General features: G+C 70.1%; 22 protein-coding genes and 1 riboswitch. Of the genes, 19 read left to right on the forward strand and 3 right to left on the reverse strand.

Features of this window, described 5'->3' with window-relative positions; genetic code table 11:
- Positions 1-35 precede the first annotated feature (35 nt).
- On the reverse strand, positions 36-977 hold the full coding sequence (locus FHX80_RS28010; RefSeq protein WP_145766734.1) for a cation diffusion facilitator family transporter: 942 nt from the start codon (positions 975-977) through the stop codon (positions 36-38).
- A 168-nt stretch (positions 978-1,145) separates the two neighbouring features.
- Entirely contained in the window at positions 1,146-1,805 is a 660-nt protein-coding gene (locus FHX80_RS28015) for an NAD-dependent epimerase/dehydratase family protein (protein WP_145766735.1), read from the reverse strand.
- Between the two features lie 454 nt (positions 1,806-2,259).
- On the opposite strand from FHX80_RS28015, the gene FHX80_RS28020 reads away from it, so the two are divergent.
- From FHX80_RS28020 to FHX80_RS34875, 19 genes are all read left to right on the forward strand, one after another.
- Positions 2,260-3,855: a DUF5941 domain-containing protein gene (locus FHX80_RS28020; protein ID WP_244318480.1), complete on the forward strand. Its 1,596-nt coding sequence runs from the start codon at positions 2,260-2,262 to the stop codon at positions 3,853-3,855.
- Positions 3,852-4,589, forward strand: a complete 738-nt coding sequence (locus FHX80_RS28025) for a phosphocholine cytidylyltransferase family protein (protein ID WP_145766737.1) — start codon at positions 3,852-3,854, stop codon at positions 4,587-4,589. Before FHX80_RS28020 ends, FHX80_RS28025 begins: the two co-directional genes overlap by 4 nt.
- The gene (locus FHX80_RS28030; RefSeq protein ID WP_145766738.1) at positions 4,577-5,638 is read left to right on the forward strand and encodes an iron-containing alcohol dehydrogenase family protein; all 1,062 of its coding nucleotides are present in this window, start codon (positions 4,577-4,579) and stop codon (positions 5,636-5,638) included. Before FHX80_RS28025 ends, FHX80_RS28030 begins: the two co-directional genes overlap by 13 nt.
- Entirely contained in the window at positions 5,616-6,395 is a 780-nt protein-coding gene (locus FHX80_RS28035; RefSeq protein WP_145766739.1) for a CDP-alcohol phosphatidyltransferase family protein, read from the forward strand. The genes FHX80_RS28030 and FHX80_RS28035 overlap by 23 nt, the downstream gene beginning before the upstream one ends.
- Before the next feature lie 8 nt (positions 6,396-6,403).
- Positions 6,404-7,276, forward strand: coding sequence for a glycosyltransferase family 2 protein (locus FHX80_RS28040; protein ID WP_208764824.1), 873 nt, complete (start codon positions 6,404-6,406; stop codon positions 7,274-7,276).
- 106 nt (positions 7,277-7,382) lie between these two features.
- A complete protein-coding gene (locus FHX80_RS28045) occupies positions 7,383-8,312 on the forward strand; it encodes an ABC transporter permease (protein ID WP_145766741.1) in 930 nt (309 codons plus the stop codon).
- Positions 8,305-9,090 (forward strand): ABC transporter ATP-binding protein, encoded by a 786-nt coding sequence (locus FHX80_RS28050; protein WP_145766742.1) that lies wholly within the window; start codon positions 8,305-8,307, stop codon positions 9,088-9,090. Before FHX80_RS28045 ends, FHX80_RS28050 begins: the two co-directional genes overlap by 8 nt.
- A gap of 447 nt (positions 9,091-9,537) precedes the next feature.
- Positions 9,538-10,458: a squalene synthase HpnC gene (gene hpnC / locus FHX80_RS28055; RefSeq protein WP_145766743.1), complete on the forward strand. Its 921-nt coding sequence runs from the start codon at positions 9,538-9,540 to the stop codon at positions 10,456-10,458.
- Positions 10,459-10,487: 29 nt separating this feature from the next.
- A complete protein-coding gene (hpnD, locus tag FHX80_RS28060; RefSeq protein ID WP_208764739.1) occupies positions 10,488-11,408 on the forward strand; it encodes a presqualene diphosphate synthase HpnD in 921 nt (306 codons plus the stop codon).
- A gap of 119 nt (positions 11,409-11,527) precedes the next feature.
- Entirely contained in the window at positions 11,528-12,916 is a 1,389-nt protein-coding gene (gene hpnE, locus FHX80_RS28065; protein WP_145766745.1) for a hydroxysqualene dehydroxylase HpnE, read from the forward strand.
- The gene (locus FHX80_RS28070; protein ID WP_167523673.1) at positions 12,913-14,016 is read left to right on the forward strand and encodes a polyprenyl synthetase family protein; all 1,104 of its coding nucleotides are present in this window, start codon (positions 12,913-12,915) and stop codon (positions 14,014-14,016) included. Before hpnE ends, FHX80_RS28070 begins: the two co-directional genes overlap by 4 nt.
- Before the next feature lie 107 nt (positions 14,017-14,123).
- Entirely contained in the window at positions 14,124-16,127 is a 2,004-nt protein-coding gene (gene shc, locus FHX80_RS28075) for a squalene--hopene cyclase (protein ID WP_145766746.1), read from the forward strand.
- Positions 16,127-16,786: a phosphorylase family protein gene (locus FHX80_RS28080; protein ID WP_145766747.1), complete on the forward strand. Its 660-nt coding sequence runs from the start codon at positions 16,127-16,129 to the stop codon at positions 16,784-16,786. Before shc ends, FHX80_RS28080 begins: the two co-directional genes overlap by 1 nt.
- Before the next feature lie 5 nt (positions 16,787-16,791).
- The gene (gene hpnH / locus FHX80_RS28085; RefSeq protein ID WP_145766748.1) at positions 16,792-17,811 is read left to right on the forward strand and encodes an adenosyl-hopene transferase HpnH; all 1,020 of its coding nucleotides are present in this window, start codon (positions 16,792-16,794) and stop codon (positions 17,809-17,811) included.
- A 138-nt stretch (positions 17,812-17,949) separates the two neighbouring features.
- Complete coding sequence (locus FHX80_RS28090; RefSeq protein WP_145766749.1) at positions 17,950-18,141, forward strand: hypothetical protein; 192 nt, start codon at positions 17,950-17,952, stop codon at positions 18,139-18,141.
- Between the two features lie 26 nt (positions 18,142-18,167).
- Positions 18,168-20,123: a 1-deoxy-D-xylulose-5-phosphate synthase gene (gene dxs, locus FHX80_RS28095; RefSeq protein WP_145766750.1), complete on the forward strand. Its 1,956-nt coding sequence runs from the start codon at positions 18,168-18,170 to the stop codon at positions 20,121-20,123.
- Positions 20,120-21,514, forward strand: a complete 1,395-nt coding sequence (locus tag FHX80_RS28100) for an aspartate aminotransferase family protein (protein WP_145766751.1) — start codon at positions 20,120-20,122, stop codon at positions 21,512-21,514. Before dxs ends, FHX80_RS28100 begins: the two co-directional genes overlap by 4 nt.
- Positions 21,515-21,580: 66 nt before the next feature.
- Entirely contained in the window at positions 21,581-22,189 is a 609-nt protein-coding gene (locus FHX80_RS28105) for a helix-turn-helix domain-containing protein (RefSeq protein ID WP_145766752.1), read from the forward strand.
- Between the two features lie 47 nt (positions 22,190-22,236).
- On the forward strand, positions 22,237-22,413 hold the full coding sequence (locus FHX80_RS34875; RefSeq protein ID WP_167523674.1) for a DUF6126 family protein: 177 nt from the start codon (positions 22,237-22,239) through the stop codon (positions 22,411-22,413).
- Between the two features lie 28 nt (positions 22,414-22,441).
- On the opposite strand, the gene FHX80_RS28110 is transcribed toward FHX80_RS34875, so the two are convergent.
- Positions 22,442-23,254, reverse strand: a complete 813-nt coding sequence (locus FHX80_RS28110) for a tyrosine-protein phosphatase (RefSeq protein WP_145766753.1) — start codon at positions 23,252-23,254, stop codon at positions 22,442-22,444.
- 504 nt (positions 23,255-23,758) lie between these two features.
- A riboswitch (cyclic di-AMP (ydaO/yuaA leader) is annotated at positions 23,759-23,915 on the forward strand.
- Position 23,916 lies beyond the last annotated feature (1 nt).

Here is a 23,916-nt window from a genome sequence, read left to right on the forward strand (position 1 = left end):
CGAAAACCCTACACCGCCGGATATCTCGCCCCAGGTCAGCGGCAGAGTCTCGCCTCGTGCTCGGCATGCCCGCTGGGCTCCAGCTGGAAGGTGCAGTGCTCGACATCGAAGTGGTCGCCGAGACAGCCCTGCAGTTCGTGGAGGAGCTTCTCGTGCCCGATCGAGTCGAGCAGTTCCTGGTGCACCACGACATGGGCGGAGAGCACCGGCATGCCGGAGGTGATCGTCCAGGCGTGGAGGTCATGGACGTCCAGCACCCCGGGCAGGGCCGTGATGTGGTCGCGCACCTCACCCATGTCGACCCCCTTGGGCGCCGACTCCAGCAGAACGTTCAGGGTCTCCCTGAGCAGCCTCACCGTACGCGGAACGATCATGAGCCCGATGAGCAGCGAGGCGATCGGGTCCGCAGCCTGCCAGCCGGTGGCCAGGATGATGCCCGCCGAGACCAGCACGGTCATCGAACCGAGGGTGTCCGCGAGCACCTCCAGATAGGCGCCCCGCACATTGAGGCTGTCCTTCTGCCCGCGCATCAGCAGCGACAGCGACACCATGTTCGCCACCAGGCCGACCAGGGCGAAGGCGATCGTCAGCCCGCCCCTGGTCTCGGCCGGGTTGACGAAGCGATCCACCGCCTCGAACAGGAGATAGCCGCCGACCCCGAGCAGCAGCAGACAGTTGGCGAGTGCGGCGAGGATCTCGGCGCGGGCGTAGCCGAAGGTCCGGTTCGGTCCGGCCGGCTTGTTGGCGAAGTGGATCGCCAGCAGGGCCATGCCGAGGCCCAGCGAGTCGGTCGCCATATGGGCCGCGTCGGCGATCAGCGCGAGGGAGCCGGACAGCAGCCCCCCGACGATCTCCGTGACCGTCACGGCCAGCGTGATGCCCAGCGCGATCCGCAACCGCCCCTGGTACGCGGCGGCCGCGGTACCGGTGGGTGCGGGTCCGCCGTGCGTATGTCCGTGATCGTGCCCAGCCCCCATGGGGACGCCTCCCGGTCGTCTCGCGGACTCGGGCGCGATCGGCCCGAGCAATGCCAGTGAACTACGGGTGGGGGGTATCGGGCAACACGGTACTGAACACCGTTGCCAACTGCTCTGACCTGCGGAAATGACCGCAGGTCAGAGCAGTGGACCGGTCGGAGGGGCGGCTCATCGGGCGGACTCGGCGGGGTGGCGACGCAGTCGGCCCTGCCAGGCCGACGCGACCATCTCGCGCACCCCGCGCCGGGCCGCCCAGCCCAGTTCCCCGGAGATCCGGTCACAGGAGTCCGACAGTTCCGGCTCGGCCGCGCCCGCCACGTTGAAGTACCGCAGGCAGCCGGTGGACAGCCCGTGTGCCTGCCCGGCCGCCCGCACCAGCCACTCCCCGGCGAGCTTGGTCTCCCCGTACGGGTTGATCGGGACGCAGGGAGCCTCCTCGGTGATCAACTCCGCCTCCGGTACGCCGTACACCGCGGCCGAGGAGGAGAACAGGAAGCTCCGCACCCCGGCGGCCGCGACGGCCTCCAGGGGGACGGTCAGCCCGCCGATGTTCTCCCGGTAGTACAGGAGCGGCTTTTCGACGGATTCGCCGACCTGCTTCTTCGCCGCGAGATGGATCACACCGGTCACCGCGTGCCCCGCCAGCACCCGGTCCAGCAGTGCGCGGTCGGCCGTCGAGCCCCGGACCAGCGGGACCCCGGCCGGCAGCCGGTCCGGGTCGCCCGTCGAAAGGTCGTCGAGCACGACCACCCGCTCCCCGGCCCCCTCCATGGCCCGCACCACATGTGCCCCGATATATCCCGCTCCGCCTGTGATCAGCCAAGTCATGCGGGTCGGACTAGGTCCATCCCGCCGCGTTTTGTCAGGCGAGGCGGCCATCGACGATGATGATCGCGGGCGGCGCCGCATGATCCCGGTCCGCCCGGAACGGAGCATAAACGGGCAGTGAACTCCCGCTTCCGTTCATCCGATAGCCTCTGCCGACATGCCGCCGGCCCGCATCGGGCCGTGCCGTCGCGCGCCGACCCGTGTCAGCACCAAGGAGTGAGTTCGTCTGTCGACCGCCATTCTCACAGGTGCTCCGGTACCCGGATCGTCCATCGAGGCCGCTCTGCGGTCACTGGGCTTCGACGTACAGACCGCCGCCGATGTCAGCGAGGCCGGGCGGCTGCTGTCCGCCGTCCCCGCCGACCGCCGGGTCGCGCTCGTCGACCCCCGCTTCGTCGGCCATGTCCACGCCCTGCGGCTCGGACTGACCGACCCCCGTTTCCCCGCCGCCACCGTGCCCGGCGCGCTCACCGTGCAGCCCGAGGCGCGACCCGCGCTGGTCCGCGCCCTGAGCAGCACCGGCCAGGCCGTCGGTGAGGGCGCACCCACCGGCCCGCCTGACGCCGCCGCCGCGGTCGCCGACCGCACCGTGCCCGGCCGGCTCGCCGCCACGATGGGCGCCGAGGTGCAGCACCCGGAGCTCGGCTCGCTCGTCGCGGCCGTACCGGAGGACGAGGACGCACGCGCCACCGCGCTCTCCGCGGTCGCCGCCGTCGACGACGAGGCGGTCCGGCTGCGCAGCGCCGTGAAGGCCCGCGACGGCTTCTTCACCACGTACTGCATCAGCCCGTACTCGCGCTACCTCGCCCGCTGGTGCGCGCGCCGCGGGCTCACCCCGAACCAGGTCACCACGGCGTCACTGCTGACCGCCCTGGTCGCGGCCGGCTGCGCGGCCACCGGTACCCGCGGCGGGTACGTCGCCGCCGGCCTGCTGCTGCTCTTCTCCTTCGTCCTGGACTGCACCGACGGGCAGCTCGCCCGCTACTCGCTCCAGTACTCGACGATGGGCGCCTGGCTCGACGCCACCTTCGACCGCGCCAAGGAGTACGCCTACTACGCGGGCCTCGCACTCGGCGCCGCCCGCGGTGGCGACGACGTCTGGGCACTGGCGCTCGGCGCGATGGTGCTCCAGTCCTGCCGTCATGTCATCGACTTCTCGTTCAACGAGGCGAACCACGACGCGGTGGCGAACTCCAGCCCCACGGCCGCCCTCTCCGACAAGCTCGACAGCGTCGGCTGGACGGTCTGGCTGCGCCGGATGATCGTGCTCCCGATCGGTGAGCGCTGGGCGATGATCGCCGTACTGACGGCGCTCACCACCCCCCGGATCGTCTTCTACGCACTGCTCGTCGGCTGCGCCTTCGCCGCCTGCTACACCACCGCGGGCCGGCTGCTGCGTTCCCTGACCCGCAAGGCCCGCCGCACCGACCGGGCCGCCCAGGCCCTCGCGGACCTCGCCGACTCCGGCCCGCTCGCCCAGTTCGTGGCGGCCCGCGGCCCCCGGATCCCGGGCGCCTGGACCGCCCCGGTGGTGGCGGTCGTCGGCGCCGGGGCGCTCATCGCCGCCGCGCTGCAGCAGCCGTTCGGCAGCCGGCAGATGATCGTCGCCGCGGTCTTCTACGCGATCTGCTCCGGCATAGCCGTGGCCGGCCCCCTCGAGGGCGCGCTCGACTGGCTCGTTCCCCCGGTCTTCCGGGCGGCCGAGTACTGCACGATCCTCGCCCTGGCAGCCCGCAGCGACATCGACGGAGCGCTTCCCGCGGCCTTCGGACTCATATCGGCCGTCGCCTACCATCACTACGACACGGTGTACCGCATTCGAGGCGGCACCGGTGCGCCGCCCCAGTGGCTCGTGCGCACGATCGGCGGGCACGAGGGCCGGACCCTGGTGGTGACCGTCCTGGCAGCCGTGTTCACCGGAGCCTCGGGCTTCACCGTGGCCCTCACCGCTCTCGCGGTGGCCGTGGCACTGGTCGCGCTGGTGGAGTCCATCCGCTTCTGGGTGTCCTCCGGGGCACCCGCCGTTCACGACGAAGGAGAACCCGCATGATCGGCCTCGTACTGGCAGCCGGCGCAGGACGGCGCCTGCGCCCCTACACCGACACGCTTCCCAAGGCGCTCGTGCCGGTGGACGGCGAGAAGACGGTCCTCGATCTCACGCTGGCCAACTTCGCCGAGATCGGGCTCACCGAGGTCGCGATCGTCGTCGGCTACCGCAAGGAGGCCGTCTACGACCGCAAGGAGGAGCTGGAGGCGAAGTACGGCCTCAAGATCGTCCTCGTGGACAACGACAAGGCCGAGGAGTGGAACAACGCCTACTCCCTGTGGTGTGCCCGTGAGGTCCTCAAGCGTGGCGTGATCCTCGCCAACGGCGACACCGTGCACCCGGTCTCCGTCGAGCGGACCCTGCTGGAGGCACGCGGCAAGGGTCAGAAGATCATCCTCGCCCTCGACACGGTGAAGAACCTCGCCGACGAGGAGATGAAGGTCGTCGCCGACCCCGCGAAGGGTGTTCAGCGCATCACCAAGCTGATGGACCCGGCCGACGCCACCGGCGAGTACATCGGGGTCACCCTCATCGAGGCCGAGGCCGCCGAGGAGCTTGCCGACGCCCTGAAGGCGACGTTCGAGCGGGACCCGGACCTGTACTACGAGGACGGCTACCAGGAGCTCGTCAACCGCGGCTTCACCGTCGACGTGGCCCCCATCGGCGAGGTCACCTGGGTCGAGATCGACAACCACGACGACCTCGCGAAGGGCCGGGAGATCGCGTGCCAGTACTGACCCGACTCATCCCGTCCCCGGTCTTCGTCGACATCAGCCGCGGTGCGATGGACGACCTGGCCGGCCTCCTCGCCGACCAGCGGATCTCCGCCTCCGGGAAGCTCGCCATCGCGATCAGCGGCGGCTCCGGACAGGCCCTGCGGGAGAAGCTCGCACCGGCCCTGCCGGGTGCCGACTGGTACAGCGTCGCGGGCGGCAACATCGACGCCGCCGTGCAGCTGGCCGACGACATCAAGGGCAAGCGGTACGACGCCGTGGTCGGCCTCGGCGGCGGCAAGATCATCGACGTGGCGAAGTACGCCGCGGCCCGGGTCGGCCTGCCGCTGGTCTCGGTCGCCACGAACCTCGCCCACGACGGCCTCTGCTCACCCGTCGCGACCCTGGACAACGACAACGGACGCGGCTCGTACGGCGTCCCGATGCCGATCGCCATGGTCATCGACCTCTCGGTGATCCGGGAGGCCCCGGACCGCTTCGTTCGCTCCGGTGTCGGCGACGCGATCTCCAACATCTCCGCGATCGCCGACTGGGAGCTCTCGCACCAGGTCAACAACGAGCAGATCGACGGGCTGGCCGCCGCCATGGCCCGTACCGCGGGCGAAGCCGTACTGCGTCACCCCGGCACCGTCGCCGACGACGAGTTCCTCACCGTCCTCGCCGAGTCGCTGGTGCTCTCCGGCATCGCCATCTCGATCAGCGGCGACACCCGCCCCTCGTCCGGCGCCTGCCACGAGATCAGTCACGCCTTCGACCTGCTCTTCCCCAAGCGGGCCGCCAGCCACGGCGAGCAGGTCGGCCTCGGCGCCGCCTTCGCCATGTACCTGCGCGGAGCCCACGAGGAGTCGGGGCTCTTCGCCGAGGTCCTGCGCCGGCACGGCCTGCCGGTCCTGCCCGGGGAGATCGGCTTCACCGCCGAGGAGTTCGTCCAGGCCGTCGAGTACGCCCCGCAGACCCGTCCGGGACGCTTCACGGTCCTGGAACACCTCAGCCTGTCCACCGACCAGATCAGGGACGCGTACGCCGACTATGCCAAGACCATCAGTAGCTGAACTTCGCCCGGTCGTTCACCCCCCGGGCGTCAAGGACCGGCGCAGCGGCGAACACTGGGCGGGCCGGATCTACATGCGCGAGGTCTCGCTGCGCGTGGACCGGTACCTGGTGAACACCAAGGTCACGCCCAACCAGCTGACCTACCTGATGACCGTCGCGGGTGTGCTCGCCGCTCCGGCCCTGCTCGTTCCGGGCATCACCGGTGCGCTGCTCGGCGTCCTCATGGTGCAGCTGTATCTGCTGCTCGACTGCGTCGACGGTGAGCTGGCCCGCTGGAAGAAGCAGTTCTCGCTGGGCGGGGTCTACCTGGACCGGGTCGGCGCCTACCTCTGCGACGCGGCCGTGCTGGTCGGTTTCGGCCTGCGCGCCGCCGACCTGTGGGGCAGCGGACGGATCGACTGGCTGTGGGCCTTCCTGGGCACCCTCGCGGCCCTGGGCGCCATCCTGATCAAGGCCGAGACCGACCTCGTCGGCGTCGCACGCCACCAGGGCGGGCTGCCGCCGGTCAAGGAGGCGGCGTCCGAGCCGCGCTCGTCCGGCATGGCGTTCGCCCGAAGGGCCGCCGGTGCGCTCAAGTTCCACCGGCTGATCCTCTGCGTCGAGGCGTCACTGGTGATCCTGGTCGCGGCCGTCCTGGACGCGGTCAGGGACGACCTCTACTTCAGCCGCCTCGCGGTCGCGGTGCTGGCCGGCATCGCCCTGCTGCAGACCCTCCTCCACCTCGTGTCGGTCCTGGCATCGAGCAGGCTGAAGTGAGCACCCCCATGAAACTCGGCGCGGTCATCATCACGATGGGCAACCGCCCGGCCGAGCTGCGCGCCCTGCTCGATTCGGTCGCCGAGCAGGACGGCGACCGGATCGAGGTGGTCGTCGTCGGCAACGGCTCTCCCGTACCGGACGTCCCCGCGGGCGTGCGCACCGTCGAGCTGCCCGAGAACCTGGGGATCCCCGGCGGCCGCAATGTCGGCATCGAGGCCTTCGGGCCGTCCGGTGCCGACGTGGACGCCCTGCTCTTCCTGGACGACGACGGGCTGCTGCCCCTCACGGACACCGCCGAGCTGTGCCGGCAGGCGTTCGGGGCCGACCCCAAGCTCGGCATCATCAGCTTCCGCATCGCCGACCCGGACACCGGGGTCACCCAGCGCCGCCACGTGCCGCGGCTGCGGGCCGCCGACCCGCTGCGCTCGTCGCGGGTGACGACGTTCCTCGGTGGCGCCAACGCCGTACGCACCCGGGTCATCGCCGAGGTCGGCCCGCTGCCCGGCGACTTCTTCTACGCGCACGAGGAGACCGATCTGGCCTGGCGGGCGCTGGACGCCGGCTGGCTGATCGACTACCGCGCCGACATGGTTCTCAACCACCCCACCACCGCCCCGTCCCGGCACGCCGTCTACCACCGTATGGTGGCCCGCAACCGGGTCTGGCTGGCCCGTCGCAACCTGCCGGCGCCCCTGGTCCCCGTGTACCTCGGCGTGTGGCTGCTGCTGACCCTTCTGCGCAAGCCGTCCGGCCCGGCGCTGAAGGCGTGGTTCGCGGGCTTCCGGGAAGGGTGGTCGACACCGTGCGGACCGCGACGTCCGATGAAGTGGCGTACGGTGTGGCGGCTGACCAGACTCGGCCGCCCTCCGATCATCTGAGACGCTCGCCTCTGGAAGCATGAGGCGTATTTTTCTTGTCGGGACCTGTCCGCCCTGAGCCGCGCCCGCGACTGGCTGCGCATTTTGAATACGAGAGTTTCATCTGGTGAGTGACACAACCCATGATGGTGCGGTCGCGCTGAGCACCCCGCCATCGGCCGACGACGGTCTCAGCTCGGCCGAGCTGGCTGCCAAGTACGGCCTGACGGTGAGCGGAGCCCGGCCGGGGCTCTTCGAGTACGTGCGCCAGCTCCGCGGGCGACGCCACTTCATCATGGCGTTCTCCCGGGCGAAGCTGACCGCCCAGTACAGCCAGGCCAAGCTGGGCCAGCTGTGGCAGGTGGCCACCCCGCTCCTGAACGCCGCGGTCTACTTCATCATCTTCGGCCTGATCCTCGGCACGAAGAAGGGGATTCCCCAGGACGTCTTCATCCCGTTCCTGGTGACCGGGGTCTTCGTCTTCACCTTCACCCAGAGTTCCGTGATGGCGGGCGTCCGGGCCATCTCCGGCAACCTCGGTCTGGTCCGCGCACTGCACTTCCCGCGAGCCTCGCTGCCGATCTCCTTCTCGCTCCAGCAGCTTCAGCAGCTGCTGTACTCGATGATCGTGCTGGTCGCGGTGACCGTCGCGTTCGGCAGCTATCCGCGGCTGTCCTGGCTGCTGGTGGTGCCCGCCCTGGTGATGCAGTTCTTCTTCAACACCGGACTGGCGCTGATCATGGCGCGGCTCGGCTCCAAGACCCCTGACCTGGCGCAGCTGATGCCGTTCGTCATGCGGACCTGGATGTACGCGTCGGGCGTCATGTTCTCCATCCCGGTGATGCTCGCGGACAAGCCGTCGTGGATCGCCGATGTGCTGCAGTACAACCCGGCGGCCATCTACATGGACCTGGTCCGGTTCGCGATGATCGACGGTTACGGCTCCGAGAACCTGCCGTCGCACGTCTGGGTGGTCGGGCTCGCCTGGGCGCTCCTGGTGGGCGTCGCGGGCTTTGTGTACTTCTGGAAGGCAGAGGAACGGTACGGCCGTGGCTGAGGACACCACCGCGGGGCGCGTCCCCACCGTGATCGCCGACGATGTGCACATCGTGTACCGCGTCAACGGCGGTGGCGGTGGCAAGGGCGGCGCCACCGCGGCACTGAGCCGGATACTGCGCCGCGGCAAGGCCGAGGAGCGCGGGGTCCGCAAGGTGCACGCCGTCCGCGGCGTGACCTTCACCTCCTACCGGGGCGAGGCGATCGGTCTCATCGGGACCAACGGTTCCGGCAAGTCGACCCTGCTGCGGGCCATCGCCGGTCTGCTCCCGACCGAGAGCGGCAAGGTCTACACCGACGGCCAGCCCTCGCTGCTCGGGGTGAACGCGGCGCTGATGAGCGATCTGACCGGCGAGCGCAATGTCGTCCTGGGCGGGCTCGCCATGGGGATGAGCCGCGAGGAGATCCGGGAGCGGTACCAGGACATCGTCGACTTCTCCGGCATCAACGAGAAGGGTGACTTCATCACCCTGCCGATGCGGACCTACTCCTCCGGCATGGCCGCCCGGCTGCGGTTCTCGATCGCCGCCGCCAAGAACCACGACGTCCTCATGATCGACGAGGCGCTGGCGACCGGTGACCGGAAGTTCCAGATCCGCTCCGAGGCACGTATCCGGGAGCTCCGCAAGGAGGCCGGCACCGTCTTCCTGGTCAGCCACAGCAACAAGTCGATCAGGGACACCTGCGACCGGGTGCTGTGGCTGGAGAAGGGCGAGTTGCTGATGGACGGCCCGACCGAAGAGGTCCTCAAGGCGTACGAGCGGGAGACCGGCAAGTAGCGCCTCGCGGGCTTCCGCGCAGCAGCGGCCTTTGCCGGAGCACTCCGGCAAAGGCCGCTGCTGCGCGTGTCCGGACCGCGGCGCTGACCCGGGACGTCCACGGTTCGTCGTATGCCTCCCGGCAAGATCTCCTCCCGCCGGATGACGTCAATCTACTTGCGCACGGGGAAAGTTGGCACGGCAGAGCGTGCACTTGGTATGCCTCCCGCACCCCGGCGTATCGATGAGCGTTGTACAACGTAAGCTGTACCGGTGCTGATTCGTTGCAAGTAGGGCGATACCGCCTGGGTGGAAGGCCGATAGGGGTCCTCCGTACTGGGGAGGACGGGCGGCGTGTCCGGAATGGGTTGTTTTGGGTTGGCAGTGTAGAACGGGAGATGTGACGGCTATGACGGATGATCTCCAGCTCCGAGGTGCTCACGCCGTCCCCGCGCAGGGCGGTCCGCAGTGACGCGTGCCCGCCGGACGCGGCTTGATTCCGCTGTACCCGGAACCCTTGACAAGGCCGCCGACGAGAATTTCCCGGTGGCTCCGTTCTTTCTGCCGCGAGCCTGGCGCGACGACCTGATGGCCGTCTACGGCTACGCCCGGCTCGTCGACGACATCGGCGACGGTGATCTCGCCCCCGGCGGCAACGACGCCCGCCACCTCGGCCTCGACCCCGAACAGGGCGAGGACCGGCTCGCGATGCTCGACGCACTCGAAACCGACCTGCGTCGGATCTTCGCCACCACCGGCGCGACCCCGCACCACCCCCTGCTGCAGGCACTGCGCCCCACCGTGCGGCGCTGCTCGCTGACCCCCGAACCCTTCCTCGGCCTCATCGAGGCCAACCGGCAGGACCAGAAGATCCGCCGCTACGGGACGTACGAGGAACTGCTCGCCTACTGCGAGCTCTCCGCCAACCCCGTCGGCCGCCTGGTCCTCCAGCTCACCGGGACGGCGAGCCCCGAACGGATCCGCCGCTCGGACGCCGTCTGCACCGCACTGCAGATCGTCGAGCACCTCCAGGACGTCACCGAGGACCTCGGCCGGGACCGGATCTACCTGCCGGCCGACGACATGGCAAGGTTCCATGTGGCCGAATCCGATCTTGCGGCGGGCTCCGGGAGCGCGTCGGTGCGGGCGCTGGTCGCGTACGAGGCGGAACGCGCCGGGGATCTGCTGAATGAAGGCACCCCCCTGGTGGGTAGCGTCCACGGCAGGCTCAAGCTGCTTCTCGCCGGATTCGTGGGAGGGGGGCGTGCCGCCCTCACCGCGATCGCGGCCGCCGGGTTCGATGTACTGCCGGGACCGCCCAAGCCCACCAAGCCCAGCCTGCTGCGCGAGGTGGGAGTTGTCTTGCGAAGAGCGCGTAGAGAGGGGTGAGCCGGACCGTGGAGGGACAGACGACGTACATGTCGGCACCGGTACAGGCCGCATACAGTTACTGCGAGGCGGTCACCGGACAGCAGGCGCGAAACTTCGCGTACGGCATCAGGCTGCTGCCGGCCGAGAAGCGACAGGCCATGTCGGCGTTGTACGCCTTCTCCCGTCGTGTCGACGACATCGGTGACGGCGAGCTGGAACCGGAGACCAAGCGCGTCCGCCTGGAGGGCACCCGCACACTCCTGGACCGGGTACGCGACGGCGCGGTCGACGACGACGACACCGATCCGGTGGCCGTCGCGCTCGCCGACGCCGCCCGCAGGTTCCCGCTGCCGCTGGAGGGGCTCGACGAGCTGATCGACGGTGTCCTGATGGACGTGCGCGGCGCGACCTACGAGACCTGGGACGACCTCAAGACCTACTGTCGGTGCGTCGCGGGCTCCATCGGCCGTCTCAGCCTGGGCGTCTTCGGTACGGAGCCGGGCGCACCCGGCGTCGAACGCGCCGCGGAGTACGCCGACACGCTCGGCCTCGCGCTCCAGCTGACCAACATCCTGCGCGACGTCCGCGAGGACGCGGGCAACGGGCGCACCTATCTGCCCGCCGACGACCTCGCCAAGTTCGGTTGTTCCGAGGGCTTCCACCGGGCCACCCCGCCGCCCGGCTCGGACTTCGCGGGACTCGTCCACTTCGAGGTCCGGCGCGCCCGCGCCCTGTTCGCCGAGGGCTACCGGCTGCTGCCGATGCTGGACCGGCGCAGCGGCGCGTGTGTGGCGGCCATGGCCGGTATCTACCGCAGGCTCCTCGACCGGATCGAGCGCGATCCCGAGGCGGTGCTGCGCGGCCGGGTCTCGCTGCCGGGCCACGAGAAGGCGTATGTGGCGGTGCGCGGCCTGTCGGGTCTCGACGCCCGCTACATCTCCCGCCGGACGGCCAGAGGGCGTGTCTGAATGCGCCTCACGGACATCTCACGCACCATGAGCACCATGGATGATCAGTCCGGACGGCGGGCAACCCCCGGCCGCGGCGCTGCGTCCCAGACTGGAAAGACCTGGCGAGAGGGGGATTCATGACGGACGACAGCCTGCGTTCCTCCCGGGCGGTGGTGATCGGCGGCGGGCTCGCCGGCATCACGTCGGCCCTGCGCCTGGCCGACGCCGGGCTTGACGTGACCCTGCTCGAAGGCCGGCCCCGGCTCGGCGGCCTCGCCTTCTCCTTCCGGCGCGGTGAACTGACGGTCGACAACGGCCAGCACGTCTACCTGCGTTGCTGCACCGCGTACCGCTGGTTCCTCGACCGCGTCGACGGAACCCGGCTGTCACCCCTGCAAAACCGTTTGGACGTGCCCGTCCTCGATGTCGGACGGCCCTCGGGCCCCCGGCTCGGACGGCTGCGCCGCAATGGGCTGCCGGTCCCGTTCCACCTCGCCGCCGGACTCGCCGGATACCGGCACCTCTCGCTCGCCGAGCGGGCGGGCGTCGGGCGCGCCGCGCTGGCCCTGGGCCGGCTCGACCCGGACGATCCCGCGCTGGACGACATCGACTTCGGCAGCTGGCTCGCCCGGCACGGCCAGTCCCCGCGCACCATCGAGGCGCTCTGGGACCTGGTCGGCGTCGCCACGCTCAACGCCACCGCGCCGAACTCCTCGCTCGCGCTCGCCGCGAAGGTCTTCAAGACCGGCCTGCTCTCCGACCGGGGCGCCGCCGACATCGGCTGGGCCTCCGTACCGCTGGGCGACGTCCACGACACGCTGAGCCGCAAGGCCCTGGACTCCGCCGGTGTCCGCACCGAACTGCGGACGAAGGCCGGCGCGCTCACCCGTACCGACGACGGACGCTGGGTGGTCGACACCGGGGCCGAGCGGATCGAGGCGGACACCGTCGTGCTGGCCGTGCCGCAGCGCGAGACCCACGACCTGCTGCCCGCCGGCGCGCTCCACGCACCGGAGCGGCTGCTGGAGATCGGCAGCTCGCCGATCCTCAACGTGCACGTGGTCTACGACCGCAAGGTGCTGCGGCAGCCGTTCTTCACCGCGATCGGCTCACCGGTCCAGTGGGTCTTCGACCGTACCGAGGCCTCCGGACTCACCGGCCCCGGGCAGTACCTCGCCGTCTCCCAGTCCGCGGCCGGCGAGGAGATCGACCTGCCCGTCGCCGAACTGCGCGCGCGCTACCTGCCGGAGCTGGAGCGGCTGCTCCCCGCCGCCCGCGGGGCCGGCATCAGGGACTTCTTCGTCACCCGGGAGCGGACGGCGACCTTCGCGCCGGCCCCCGGAGTCGGCCGGCTGCGGCCCGGGACGCGCACCCGCGCCCCCGGCCTCTTCCTGGCCGGAGCATGGACCGCCACCGGCTGGCCCGCCACGATGGAGGGTGCCGTCCGCAGCGGTGCCGGCGCAGCGGACGCCGCACTCCAGGCGCTGGGCCGCACCCACGAACATCCGCTGCAGGAGGCGGCATGAGCAGTACCACCGGAACAAGAGGAGAGTCAGTGACCCCGGCGAATCCGGCTTCCGACACCGTGGCGGACACCACGGACGTCACCGCGCTTCTGGAGCGCGGACGGGCCCTTGCCACGCCGGTGCTCCGGGCTGCCGTTGACCGGCTCGCACCGCCCATGGACACCGTGGCCGCCTACCACTTCGGCTGGATCGATGCCCAGGGCAGGCCCTCCGACGGCGACGGCGGCAAGGCCGTGCGCCCGGCGCTGGCCCTGCTGTCCGCGGAGGCGGCCGGCGCCGCCGCGGAGGCCGGCATCCCCGGCGCCGTGGCCGTCGAACTCGTGCACAACTTCTCGCTGCTGCACGACGACCTGATGGACGGCGACGAGCAGCGGCGCCACCGCGACACGGTGTGGAAGGTGCACGGCCCCGCCCAGGCGATCCTGGTCGGCGACGCGCTCTTCGCGCTGGCCAACGAGATCCTGCTGGAGCTCGGGACGGCCGAGGCGGGCCGTGCGGCCCGGCGGCTGACCTCGGCCACCCGCAAGCTCATCGACGGGCAGGCCCAGGACATCTCCTACGAGCACCGCGAGCGGGTCACCGTCGAGGAGTGCCTGGAGATGGAGGGCAACAAGACGGGCGCCCTGCTCGCCTGCGCCTGCTCCATCGGCGCGGTGCTCGGCGGCGCCGACGACCGTACCGCCGACGTCCTGGAGGCGTACGGCTACCACCTGGGCCTCGCCTTCCAGGCGGTCGACGACCTGCTCGGGATCTGGGGCGACCCGGAGTCCACCGGTAAGCAGACCTGGAGCGATCTGCGCCAGCGCAAGAAGTCCCTGCCGGTCGTCGCCGCGCTCGCGGCGGGCGGACCGGCCTCGGAGCGTCTGGGCGAGCTGCTCTCCGCCGACGCGAAGAGCAGCGACTTCGACAGCTTCTCCGAAGAGGAGTTCGCCGCCCGTGCGGCACTCATCGAGGAGGCGGGCGGCCGCGAATGGACCGCTCAGGAGGCGCGTCGTCAGCATGCGGTCGCCATCGAGGCGCTGCACGGTGTCGACATGCCGGAAACCGTGCGGGCGCAGCTCACCGCGCTCGCGGACTTCGTCGTTGTACGAAAGAGATGATGAACATCTGGTCCATATGACTCGCAGTCGCCGGCCGGTGCTCGTTACGGGCGCCGGCCGACGGAGACCCCAGCACAGCAGAGGACCAACTGCACGAAGGGGAAGCCATGACAGCGACGACCGACGGAAGCACCGGGGCTGTGGATCCCCGCGCAGCCTCGGCCAGTAGACCGACAACCGAATCAACCATCGCCGCGGACGACGTACTGGCCGCCGCGCGGCTGGCCGCGGAACGCTCGGTGGAGCATCTCCTCGGCCGACAGGACGAGCAGGGCTGGTGGAAGGGAGACCTCGCCACCAACGTCACCATGGACGCCGAGGACCTCCTGCTCCGCCAGTTCCTCGGAATTCAGGATTCCGCCACGGTCCGGGCGGCCGGCCGCTTCATCCGCGGCGAACAGCTCGGTGACGGTACCTGGGCCACCTTCCACGGCGGCCCCGGAGATCTCTCCGCCACCATCGAGGCGTACGTGGCACTGCGGCTGGCCGGTGACCGGCCGGAGGACCCGCACATGGTCCGTGCCGCGGGGTGGGTCAGGGAGCAGGGCGGGATCGCGGCGAGCCGGGTGTTCACCCGGATCTGGCTGGCCCTCTTCGGCTGGTGGAAATGGGACGACCTCCCCGAACTTCCACCCGAACTGATGTTCTTTCCCAAGTGGGTCCCGCTCAATATCTACGACTTCGGCTGCTGGGCCCGCCAGACCATCGTGCCCCTCACGGTCGTCTCCGCCAAGCGTCCCGTCCGGCCGGCCCCCTTCGCACTGGACGAGCTGCACGCCGACCCGGGCGAACCGAACCCACCCAGGCGCCCTGCTCCGGCGGCCAGTTGGGACGGTGTCTTCCAGCGCCTCGACAAGGCGCTGCACCTCTATCACCGGATCGCCCCGCGCAGAGTGCGCCGGCTCGCCATGAACGCGGCCGCCCGCTGGATCATCGAACGCCAGGAGAACGACGGCTGCTGGGGCGGGATCCAGCCACCCGCCGTCTACTCCGTCATCGCGCTGCATCTGCTGGGCTACGACCTCGACCACCCGGTGATGCGGGCCGGACTCGCCTCGCTCGACCGGTTCGCGGTCTGGCGCGAGGACGGCGCCCGCATGATCGAGGCCTGTCAGTCCCCGGTCTGGGACACCTGCCTCGCCACCATCGCGCTCGCCGACGCCGGAGTGAGCCCCGACCACCCGGCGCTCGTGAAGGCGGCGGACTGGATGCTCGGCGAGGAGATCGCCCGGCCCGGCGACTGGTCGGTGCGCAGGCCCCAACTCCCCCCGGGCGGATGGGCGTTCGAGTTCCACAACGACAACTACCCCGATATCGACGACACCGCGGAAGTGGTCCTCGCGCTGCGCCGGGTCCGTCACCCGGAGCCGGCACGGATCGAGGCCGCCATCGAACGGGGGGTGCGCTGGAACGTCGGCATGCAGTCCCGCAACGGCGCCTGGGGCGCGTTCGACGCCGACAACACCAGCCCGTTCCCCAACCGGCTGCCCTTCTGCGACTTCGGCGAGGTCATCGACCCGCCGTCCGCGGACGTCACCGGACACGTGGTGGAGATGCTCGCCATCGAGGGTCATGCCACGAACCCCGTCACCCGGCGCGGCATCGAGTGGCTGCTCGCCGAACAGGACGCGGCCGGCGGCTGGTTCGGCCGTTGGGGGGTCAACTACGTATACGGGACCGGGTCGGTGGTGCCCGCTCTGATCGCCGCCGGACTGCCCGCGGCGCACCCCTCGATCCGGCGCGCGGTCGGCTGGCTGGAGTCCGTCCAGAACGACGACGGCGGCTGGGGCGAGGACCTGCGCTCGTACAGCGAGGACAAGTGGATCGGCCACGGAGCCTCGACCGCGTCCCAGACCGCCTGGGCGCTGCTCGCACTCCTTGCCGCGGGCCGACGGGACACCGCCTCCGTGGCACGCGGGATCGCCTGGCTCACCGATACCCAGCAGGACGACGGCTCCTGGGACGAGCCGTACTTCACCGGAACCGGCTTCCCCTGGGACTTCTCCATCAACTACCACCTCTACCGACAGGTCTTCCCGCTGACCGCACTCGGGCGGTACGTGCACGGCGACCCCTTCGCCGGCCGCACGAGCATCCGTGAGGGGGCCTGATGGGGGAACCCGCGGGGCCGCCCGGTCCCGCCGCCCCGCTGCTGATCGCCTGCGCGCTCGGCATCGAACAGCTCGCCCTGCGCACCGGCAGGAGCAGGACGGACAAGGCCCCGGGTGCGGTGACCGTACTGCGTACGGGCATGGGGCCCAAGGCCGCCGAAACCGCCGTGGCGCGGGCGCTCGGCGAGGGCCGGGCGTTCGGAGCCGCGGTCATCGCCTCGGGGTTCTGTGCCGGGCTGACGCCCGGCATGCACCCCGGAGATCTGGTGGTGGCCGACGAGACCCGGTTCGCCGGGGAGTCGGCCGCCTGCACCGGCACCGAACTGCTTGCCGACGCACTGGCCAGAGCAGTACCGGGACGCACCGTCCACACCGGTCCGCTGACCGGCTCCGACCATGTCGTACGCGGGCATGAGCGGGCCGGGCTGCGGACCACGGGAGCGATCGCGGTGGACATGGAGTCCGCCGCCACTCTGCGCACCGCCCTGTGCTCCGGGCCACGCCCGGTTGCGGCCGTACGGGTGGTCGTGGACGCCCCGGAGCATGAGCTCGTCCGCATCGGCACGGTCCGCGGTGGAATATCGGCATTCCGCGTTCTTCGTGCCGTCCTACCGGCTTTCTATGAATGGCACCGATCTTTGCTGCTCCCCAGGAGGTGAGCTAGATGGCCATGCCGCTCCGTCAGACCATCAAGATTGCGACGTACCTCGCTGAACAGAAGCTCCGCAGACGGGAAAAGTTCCCGCTGATTGTCGAGCTGGAGCCTCTGTTCGCCTGCAACCTCGCCTGTGAGGGCTGCGGGAAGATCCAGCATCCGGCCGGAGTTCTCAAGCAGCGCATGCCGGTGGCGCAGGCCGTCGGCGCGGTGCTCGAATCGGGCGCCCCGATGGTTTCCATCGCGGGCGGCGAGCCGCTGATGCATCCGCAGATCGACGAAATCGTCCGACAGCTGGTGGCGAAGAGGAAGTACGTCTTCCTCTGCACCAACGCGATGCTGCTGCGGAAGAAGATCGAGAAATTCACGCCGTCGCCCTACTTCGCGTTCGCCGTGCACATCGACGGGCTGCGCGAGCGGCACGACGAATCGGTAGCCAAGGAAGGAGTGTTCGACGAGGCGGTGGCCGCGATCAAGGAGGCCAAGCGCCGCGGCTTCCGGGTCACCACCAATTCCACCTTCTTCAACACCGATACCCCGCAGACCATCATCGAGGTCCTCAACTACCTCAATGACGATCTGAAGGTCGACGAGATGATGATCTCGCCCGCCTACGCATACGAGAAGGCACCCGACCAGGAGCACTTCCTGGGGGTCGAGCAGACCCGCGAGCTGTTCAAGAAGACCTTCGCGGGCGGCAACCGGGCCAAGTGGCGGCTGAACCACTCGCCGCTCTTCCTGGACTTCCTTGAGGGCAAGGCCGACTTCCCGTGCACGGCGTGGGCCATTCCCAACTATTCGCTCTTCGGCTGGCAGCGCCCCTGCTATCTGATGAGCGACGGCTACGTGCCGACGTACCGGGAACTCATCGAGGAGACCGACTGGGACAAGTACGGCCGCGGCAAGGACCCGCGCTGCGCCAACTGTATGGCGCACTGCGGCTACGAGCCCACCGCCGTACTCGCCACCATGGGGTCGCTGAAGGAATCCCTGCGTGCCGCACGGGAGACCATCGGCGGGAACCGGTGAGGTGATGACCGCCGGAGAACCAGTCGTACTGGATCTCCCCGAGCCGCCGGCCCGGCCGCTCGCGATGCGCCGCCACGCGCGGCGCATCCAGGCCGGGTCGGTGGCGGTCGGCGGGAAGCGCCGGTTCCGGTGCCGTCGATGACGATGTCGATGACGACGACGCGTACGTCGGACATCGGTGCGGCTCCGCGGCGGATCGCGGACCGGGTCAGCGCCGGCCTGCCCGAGTCGAGGATCGGCGAGACCCTCATCGAGGAAGTTCTGAAGATCGCTGAGGTCATGGACGACGCACGGACGCCATCGGGGGTCCCCGCCGTCACCGTGAGCTGAAACAGGACCAGAGAGGGGGCCCGGGCATGACGCTTCTGCAGAGCATCCGGGGGCCGCACGACCTCAAGAAGCTGAACGAACCACAACTTGGCGAACTCGCCGATGACGTAAGACAGTTCCTGGTTCAGGCGGTGGCCAGGACCGGCGGTCATCTGGGGCCCAACCTCGGCGTGGTGGAGCTCTCCATCGCCTTGCACCGGGTCTTCGACTCGCCCGCGGACCGCATCCTGTGGGACACCGGCCACCAGAGCTACGTACACAAACTCCTCACCGGGCGGCAGGACTTCTCCAAGCTGCGCGGCAAGGGAGGCCTCTCCGGCTACCCCTCTCGCGAGGAGTCCGAGCACGACGTCATAGAGAACTCGCACGCCTCCACGGTGCTCGGCTGGGCCGACGGCCTCGCCAAGGCCAACCAGCTGCTCGGCCGCCCGGACCACGTCGTCGCGGTCATCGGTGACGGGGCGCTCACCGGCGGCATGGCCTGGGAGGCGCTGAACAACATCGCCGCCGCCAGGGCCCGGCCACTGATCATCGTCGTCAACGACAACGAGCGCTCCTACGCGCCGACGATCGGCGGCATGGCCAACCACCTCGCCACACTCCGCACCACCGACGGCTACGAACGCTTCCTCTCCTGGGGCAAGGGCGTCCTCCAGCAGACCCCCGTCATCGGGCAGCCGCTCTACGAATCGCTGCACGGCGCCAAGAAGGGGTTCAAGGACGCCTTCGCCCCGCAGGGCATGTTCGAGGACCTCGGCCTGAAGTACGTCGGACCCATAGACGGGCACGACACCGCCGCCGTAGAATCCGCGCTGCACCGAGCGAAGCGCTTCCACGGGCCGGTGCTCGTGCACTGCCTCACCGAGAAGGGCCGCGGCTATCAGCCCGCCCTCCATGACGAGGCCGACCGCTTCCACACCGTCGGCGCGATGGACCCGCTGACCTGCGCTCCGCTCGCCCCGGCCGCCGGCCCCTCCTGGACCTCGGTGTTCGGGGACGAGATCGCCGCGATCGGGGCGGAGCGGCCGGACGTCGTCGCCATCACGGCCGCGATGCTCCACCCGGTGGGGCTGACGAAGTTCGCCGAGGCGTTCCCCGACCGGGTCTGGGACGTCGGGATCGCCGAACAGCACGCGACGGTCTCCGCGGCGGGGCTGGCGACCGGCGGGCTGCACCCCGTCGTCGCCGTCTACGCCACTTTCCTCAACCGGGCCTTCGACCAGCTGCTGATGGATGTCGCGCTGCACCGCTGCGCAGTGACCTTCGTCCTCGACCGGGCCGGGGTCACCGGGCCGGACGGGGCGTCCCACAACGGCATGTGGGACATGTCCCTGCTCCAGGTCGTGCCGGGGCTCCGGATCGCGGCACCGCGCGACGCCGGCCAGTTGCGGGCCCAGCTGCGGGAGGCCGTCGCCGTCGACGACGCACCGACCATGATCCGGTTCCCCAAGGAGTCGGTGGGGGAGGCGGTCCCCGCCATCGGCCGGATCGGCGGCATGGACGTACTGCGCCGCGCCCCGGACGCCGACGTGCTGCTGGTCGCGGTCGGTGTCATGGCTCCCGTCTGCCTCAAGGCCGCCGGTCTGCTCGCGGGCGGCGGCATCCGCTGCACCGTGGTCGACCCCCGCTGGGTCAAGCCGGTCGACGAAGAGCTGGCCCCGCTCGCCGCGCGGCACCGGCTCGTCGCGGTCGTCGAGGACAACAGCCGGGCGGGAGGCGTCGGCTCGGCGGTCGGGCAGGCGCTGCGGGACGCCGGCACCGACGTACCGCTGCGGACGTTCGGGATCCCCGAGCAGTTCCTCGCGCACGGGAAGCGCGCCGAGGTACTGGCCGACATCGGACTCACACCGGTCGAGATCGCGGGCCGGATCAGCGCCACGCTGGCCGCGCGGAAAACAGCCGACGGACACGGAATCGCCGTCGGCGACGGGTACGACGAGCGCAACGCCCTGGGCAACGGACACAAGGAGAGCGGGGCATGAAGGACGACGGGCCCAAGGGCTTCGATCTGGCGCGGCTCCTCGCGGAGCGCGGCGCCGAACGCTACGAACTGCACACGAAGTACCTCAACCACCAGCTCCCGCGCATGCTGCGCACCATCGGCTTCGACAAGGTCTACGAACGGGCCGAGGGCGCGCACTTCTGGGACGCGGAGGGCAACGACTACCTGGACATGCTGGCCGGCTTCGGGGTGATGGGGCTCGGCCGGCACCACCCCGTCGTACGCAAGGCGCTGCACGACGTCCTGGACGCCTCGCTCGCCGACCTCACCCGTTTCGACTGCCAGCCGCTGCCGGGACTGCTGGCCGAGAAGCTGCTCGCACACAGCCCGCACCTGGACCGGGTGTTCTTCGGCAACAGCGGTACGGAGGCCGTCGAGACGGCGCTCAAATTCGCCCGGTACGCGACCGGGAAGCCGAGGATCCTGTACTGCACGCATGCCTTCCACGGACTGACCACCGGCGCGCTCTCGGTCAACGGCGAGGCCGGGTTCCGGGACGGCTTCGCCCCTCTGCTGCCCGACACCGCGATCGAGCTCGGAGACCTCGACGCACTGCGGCGCGAGCTGAAGCGCGGCGATGTGGCCGGCCTGGTCGTCGAGCCGATCCAGGGCAAGGGCGTGCACGCCTCGCCGCCCGGTTTCCTGCGTGCCGCCCAGGAGCTGCTGCACAGGCACAAGGCCCTGCTCATCGCCGACGAGGTGCAGACCGGCCTGGGCCGGACCGGTGACTTCTACGGGTACCAGCACGAGGAAGGGGTCGAACCCGATCTGGTCTGCGTCGCCAAGGCGCTCTCCGGCGGCTATGTTCCGGTCGGGGCGACCCTCGGCAAGGACTGGATCTTCAAACGCGTCTACTCGTCGATGGACCGGGTGCTGGTCCACTCGGCCAGTTTCGGCTCCAACGCGCAGGCGATGGCGGCCGGACTCGCGGTCCTCGCGGTGATGGAGGACGAGGAGACCGTGGCGAACGCGCGCCGAACCGGAGATCTGCTGCGCGAGAGGCTGGCCGCACTGGTCGGCCGCTACGAGCTGCTGCACGAGGTGCGGGGACGCGGGCTGATGATCGGCATCGAGTTCGGCCGGCCGTCCTCGCTGAAGCTGCGCAGCCGCTGGACCATGCTCCAGGCGGCCCGCAAGGGGCTCTTCGCGCAGATGGTGGTCGTACCGCTGCTCCAGAAGCACCGGATCCTCACCCAGGTCTCCGGCGACCACCTCGAAGTGATCAAGCTGATTCCGCCGCTCGTCATCGACGAGGCGGACGTGGACCGGTTCGTGACCGCGTTCACGGCGGTGATGGATGACGCGCACAACGGCGGACTGATGTGGGACTTCGGCCGGACTCTGGTGAGGCAGGCCGTTGCCAACCGCTGATCAACAGGGGTTTGCCTCGGAGGTAAGAAATTTGCCTCTGAGGAAAGTTCCTGGCTCAATGGAGGAATGAATCCTCCAGCCGGAGGGGTGCCCGACGAGCTGCCCGGTGTCGCGCCACGACTGCGCGATCTGCGCCGTGACCGCGGGCTCACCCTGGAAACCGCCGCCCAGCACGCCGGACTCTCGCCCGCCCATCTGTCCCGGCTCGAAACGGGCCGGCGGCAGCCCTCGCTGCCGATGCTTCTCGGACTTGCCAGGATCTACGGTACGACGGTCTCCGAGCTGCTCGGCGAGATCCCCCCGGAACGTGACGCGATCGTCCGCGGCCGAAAGTTCGAGGGGGCCGAGGCCGACGGCTGGATGTACCAGCAGGCCGGGGGACCCGGCCGGGCGATGCAGGCCCTGCGCGTCCGGGTTCCGCACGGCGCGCAGGGCGACCTGGTGCGCGTCCACCCCGGTGAGGAATGGCTGTACGTCCTGGCCGGGCACCTCAGGGTGACCCTCGGGGAGACCGTGCACGACCTCGCCCCCGGCGACAGCGCGCACTTCGACTCGCTCACCCCGCATCAGATCGCGGCGCCGGACCATTCCGGTGCCGAGCTGCTCTTCGTTCACACCCTGCTGCAGAGCCCCGCTGCCGAGCTGTGTCTCGGCAGCGGGATCCACCGTCGCTGAGGCGCCGTCCCCGCCGCCGGCGCGTCCGGTCGCGAGAGAGGACTGACATGTCCGATTCCGAGAACTACGACCCGCTCACGCCGGCCAGGCGCAAGGACTCCGACTCGCACGAGAGGAAGATGCCGCGCGGGCTCGTCATCAGGCTGTTCGCCTACCTGGTGGCCGGGCACGTCGTCGCCGGCTTCCTCTACCTGCTGTTCGCGGTGGGGATGAACAACCAGTAGCCGCGGGCCGTGCGGCTCGGGCGACCGGTCAGGCCTCGTCGAGGAGCCGCTCGCGCAGCCGCTCCCGCGTCTCGGGGCTGATCTTCAGCCCCTCGGAGAGGTAGCGGTCGGTGCCGCCCCAGGTCTCGTCGATCGTGGCGAAGGCCGCGTCGAGATATTCGCGGTGGGCACCGAAGAGCGGGCTGAGGAGCTCCATCACCTCGGGCGACGTCCCGGCCGCCGAGGTGTCGCTGCGGCGCACCCGGTAGCGGCGGTGGGCGTCGTTGGACTTGAGGTAGTCGGCCTCGACGGCCTCGCGCTCGACGCCCACCGCGAGCAGGGAGACCGCGATCGAGAGCCCCGCCCGGTCCTTGCCCGCCGCGCAGTGCATCAGAGCGGGGACGCTGTCCTCGGCCAGGGCGTGCAGCACGCGGCTGTGCTCGGCGGTGCGCTCCAGGATGATCGTGCGATAGGAGGCGGTCAGGCGTGCGGCTGCCTTGCCGTCGCCGAGGAGGCCGCGCAGTTCGTCTATGTCGCCGTCGCGCACCATCTGCCAGAACTCGGCGCCTTCCGCCGGATCGTTGAGCGGGATGTTCACATTGCGCACGCCGGGCAGTTCGATGTCCAGTCCGTCCAGCCTGTGGTCGGCCGCGTTGCGGAAGTCGAAGACGGTGTGCAGGCCGAGGCTTCCGAGGAACGCGGCGTCCTCGGGGGTGGCACCCGCCAGGTGACCGCTGCGGTAGAGCCGTCCGTACCGCACCCGACGGCCGTCCGACGTGGGCAGCCCGCCCACGTCACGGAAATTACGGACCCCTGCCAGCTCGGGTTCCGTCGACGGGGTCTGCGGCAGTTGCTGCGTCACGGTCACTCCTGGAGGCTCTGGCGCCGACGCGTGCCGCCGACGGGTCCACTCCCGTGACGATACGACATCGACTACTCAGGCAACCATCTCGACAACAACCCCTGAGCGGGGCCCTGTCCGGTCCCGAACCGCCACGGTTCGAGGCCGCCGCGGCACGGGCTGCGACGGGTGGTCGCGCCGCGGGACGGTCGTGTCTCCGGAGTGAACGACAGGCAGGATGTGTCCGTATTAGGGCTTTTGGTAGAACATGCCCCGCTTGCGCGGGGGGTGGCCTCCCTCTCGTGAGCGGGATCATATCCGTGACGGTGTGTGGCGGCCCGCCTGTTGGGTAATCCGTGCGCCGCGCGGAAGGCCAAGGTCGGTAATCCACGGAGTGTGACCGGAATTCCGCACAGATTTTCCGGAGCGGAATCCGGAATGGAACGTGTGGCTTGTTTCTGCCGTCCCGGCTCGCTTACGTTCAATGCCAATCCGGATGGAATGCCTAATCCTGCCGCCGTCCGGAATTCAAACCCACTCACCGTGTGGCAGGAGCGGGGGAACCAGGTAAGCCGCCGACCGGAGAGATCCGGCCGGCTTGGGGTGAAGTCGCGCCAAGCGCGACCGGGCATCTCCAGCCCGAACCCGACAGCTCACCTCGTAGGCGCCGGAGAGGGAAACCT

This window comes from Streptomyces brevispora (assembly GCF_007829885.1).
Lineage (GTDB): Bacteria > Actinomycetota > Actinomycetes > Streptomycetales > Streptomycetaceae > Streptomyces > Streptomyces brevispora.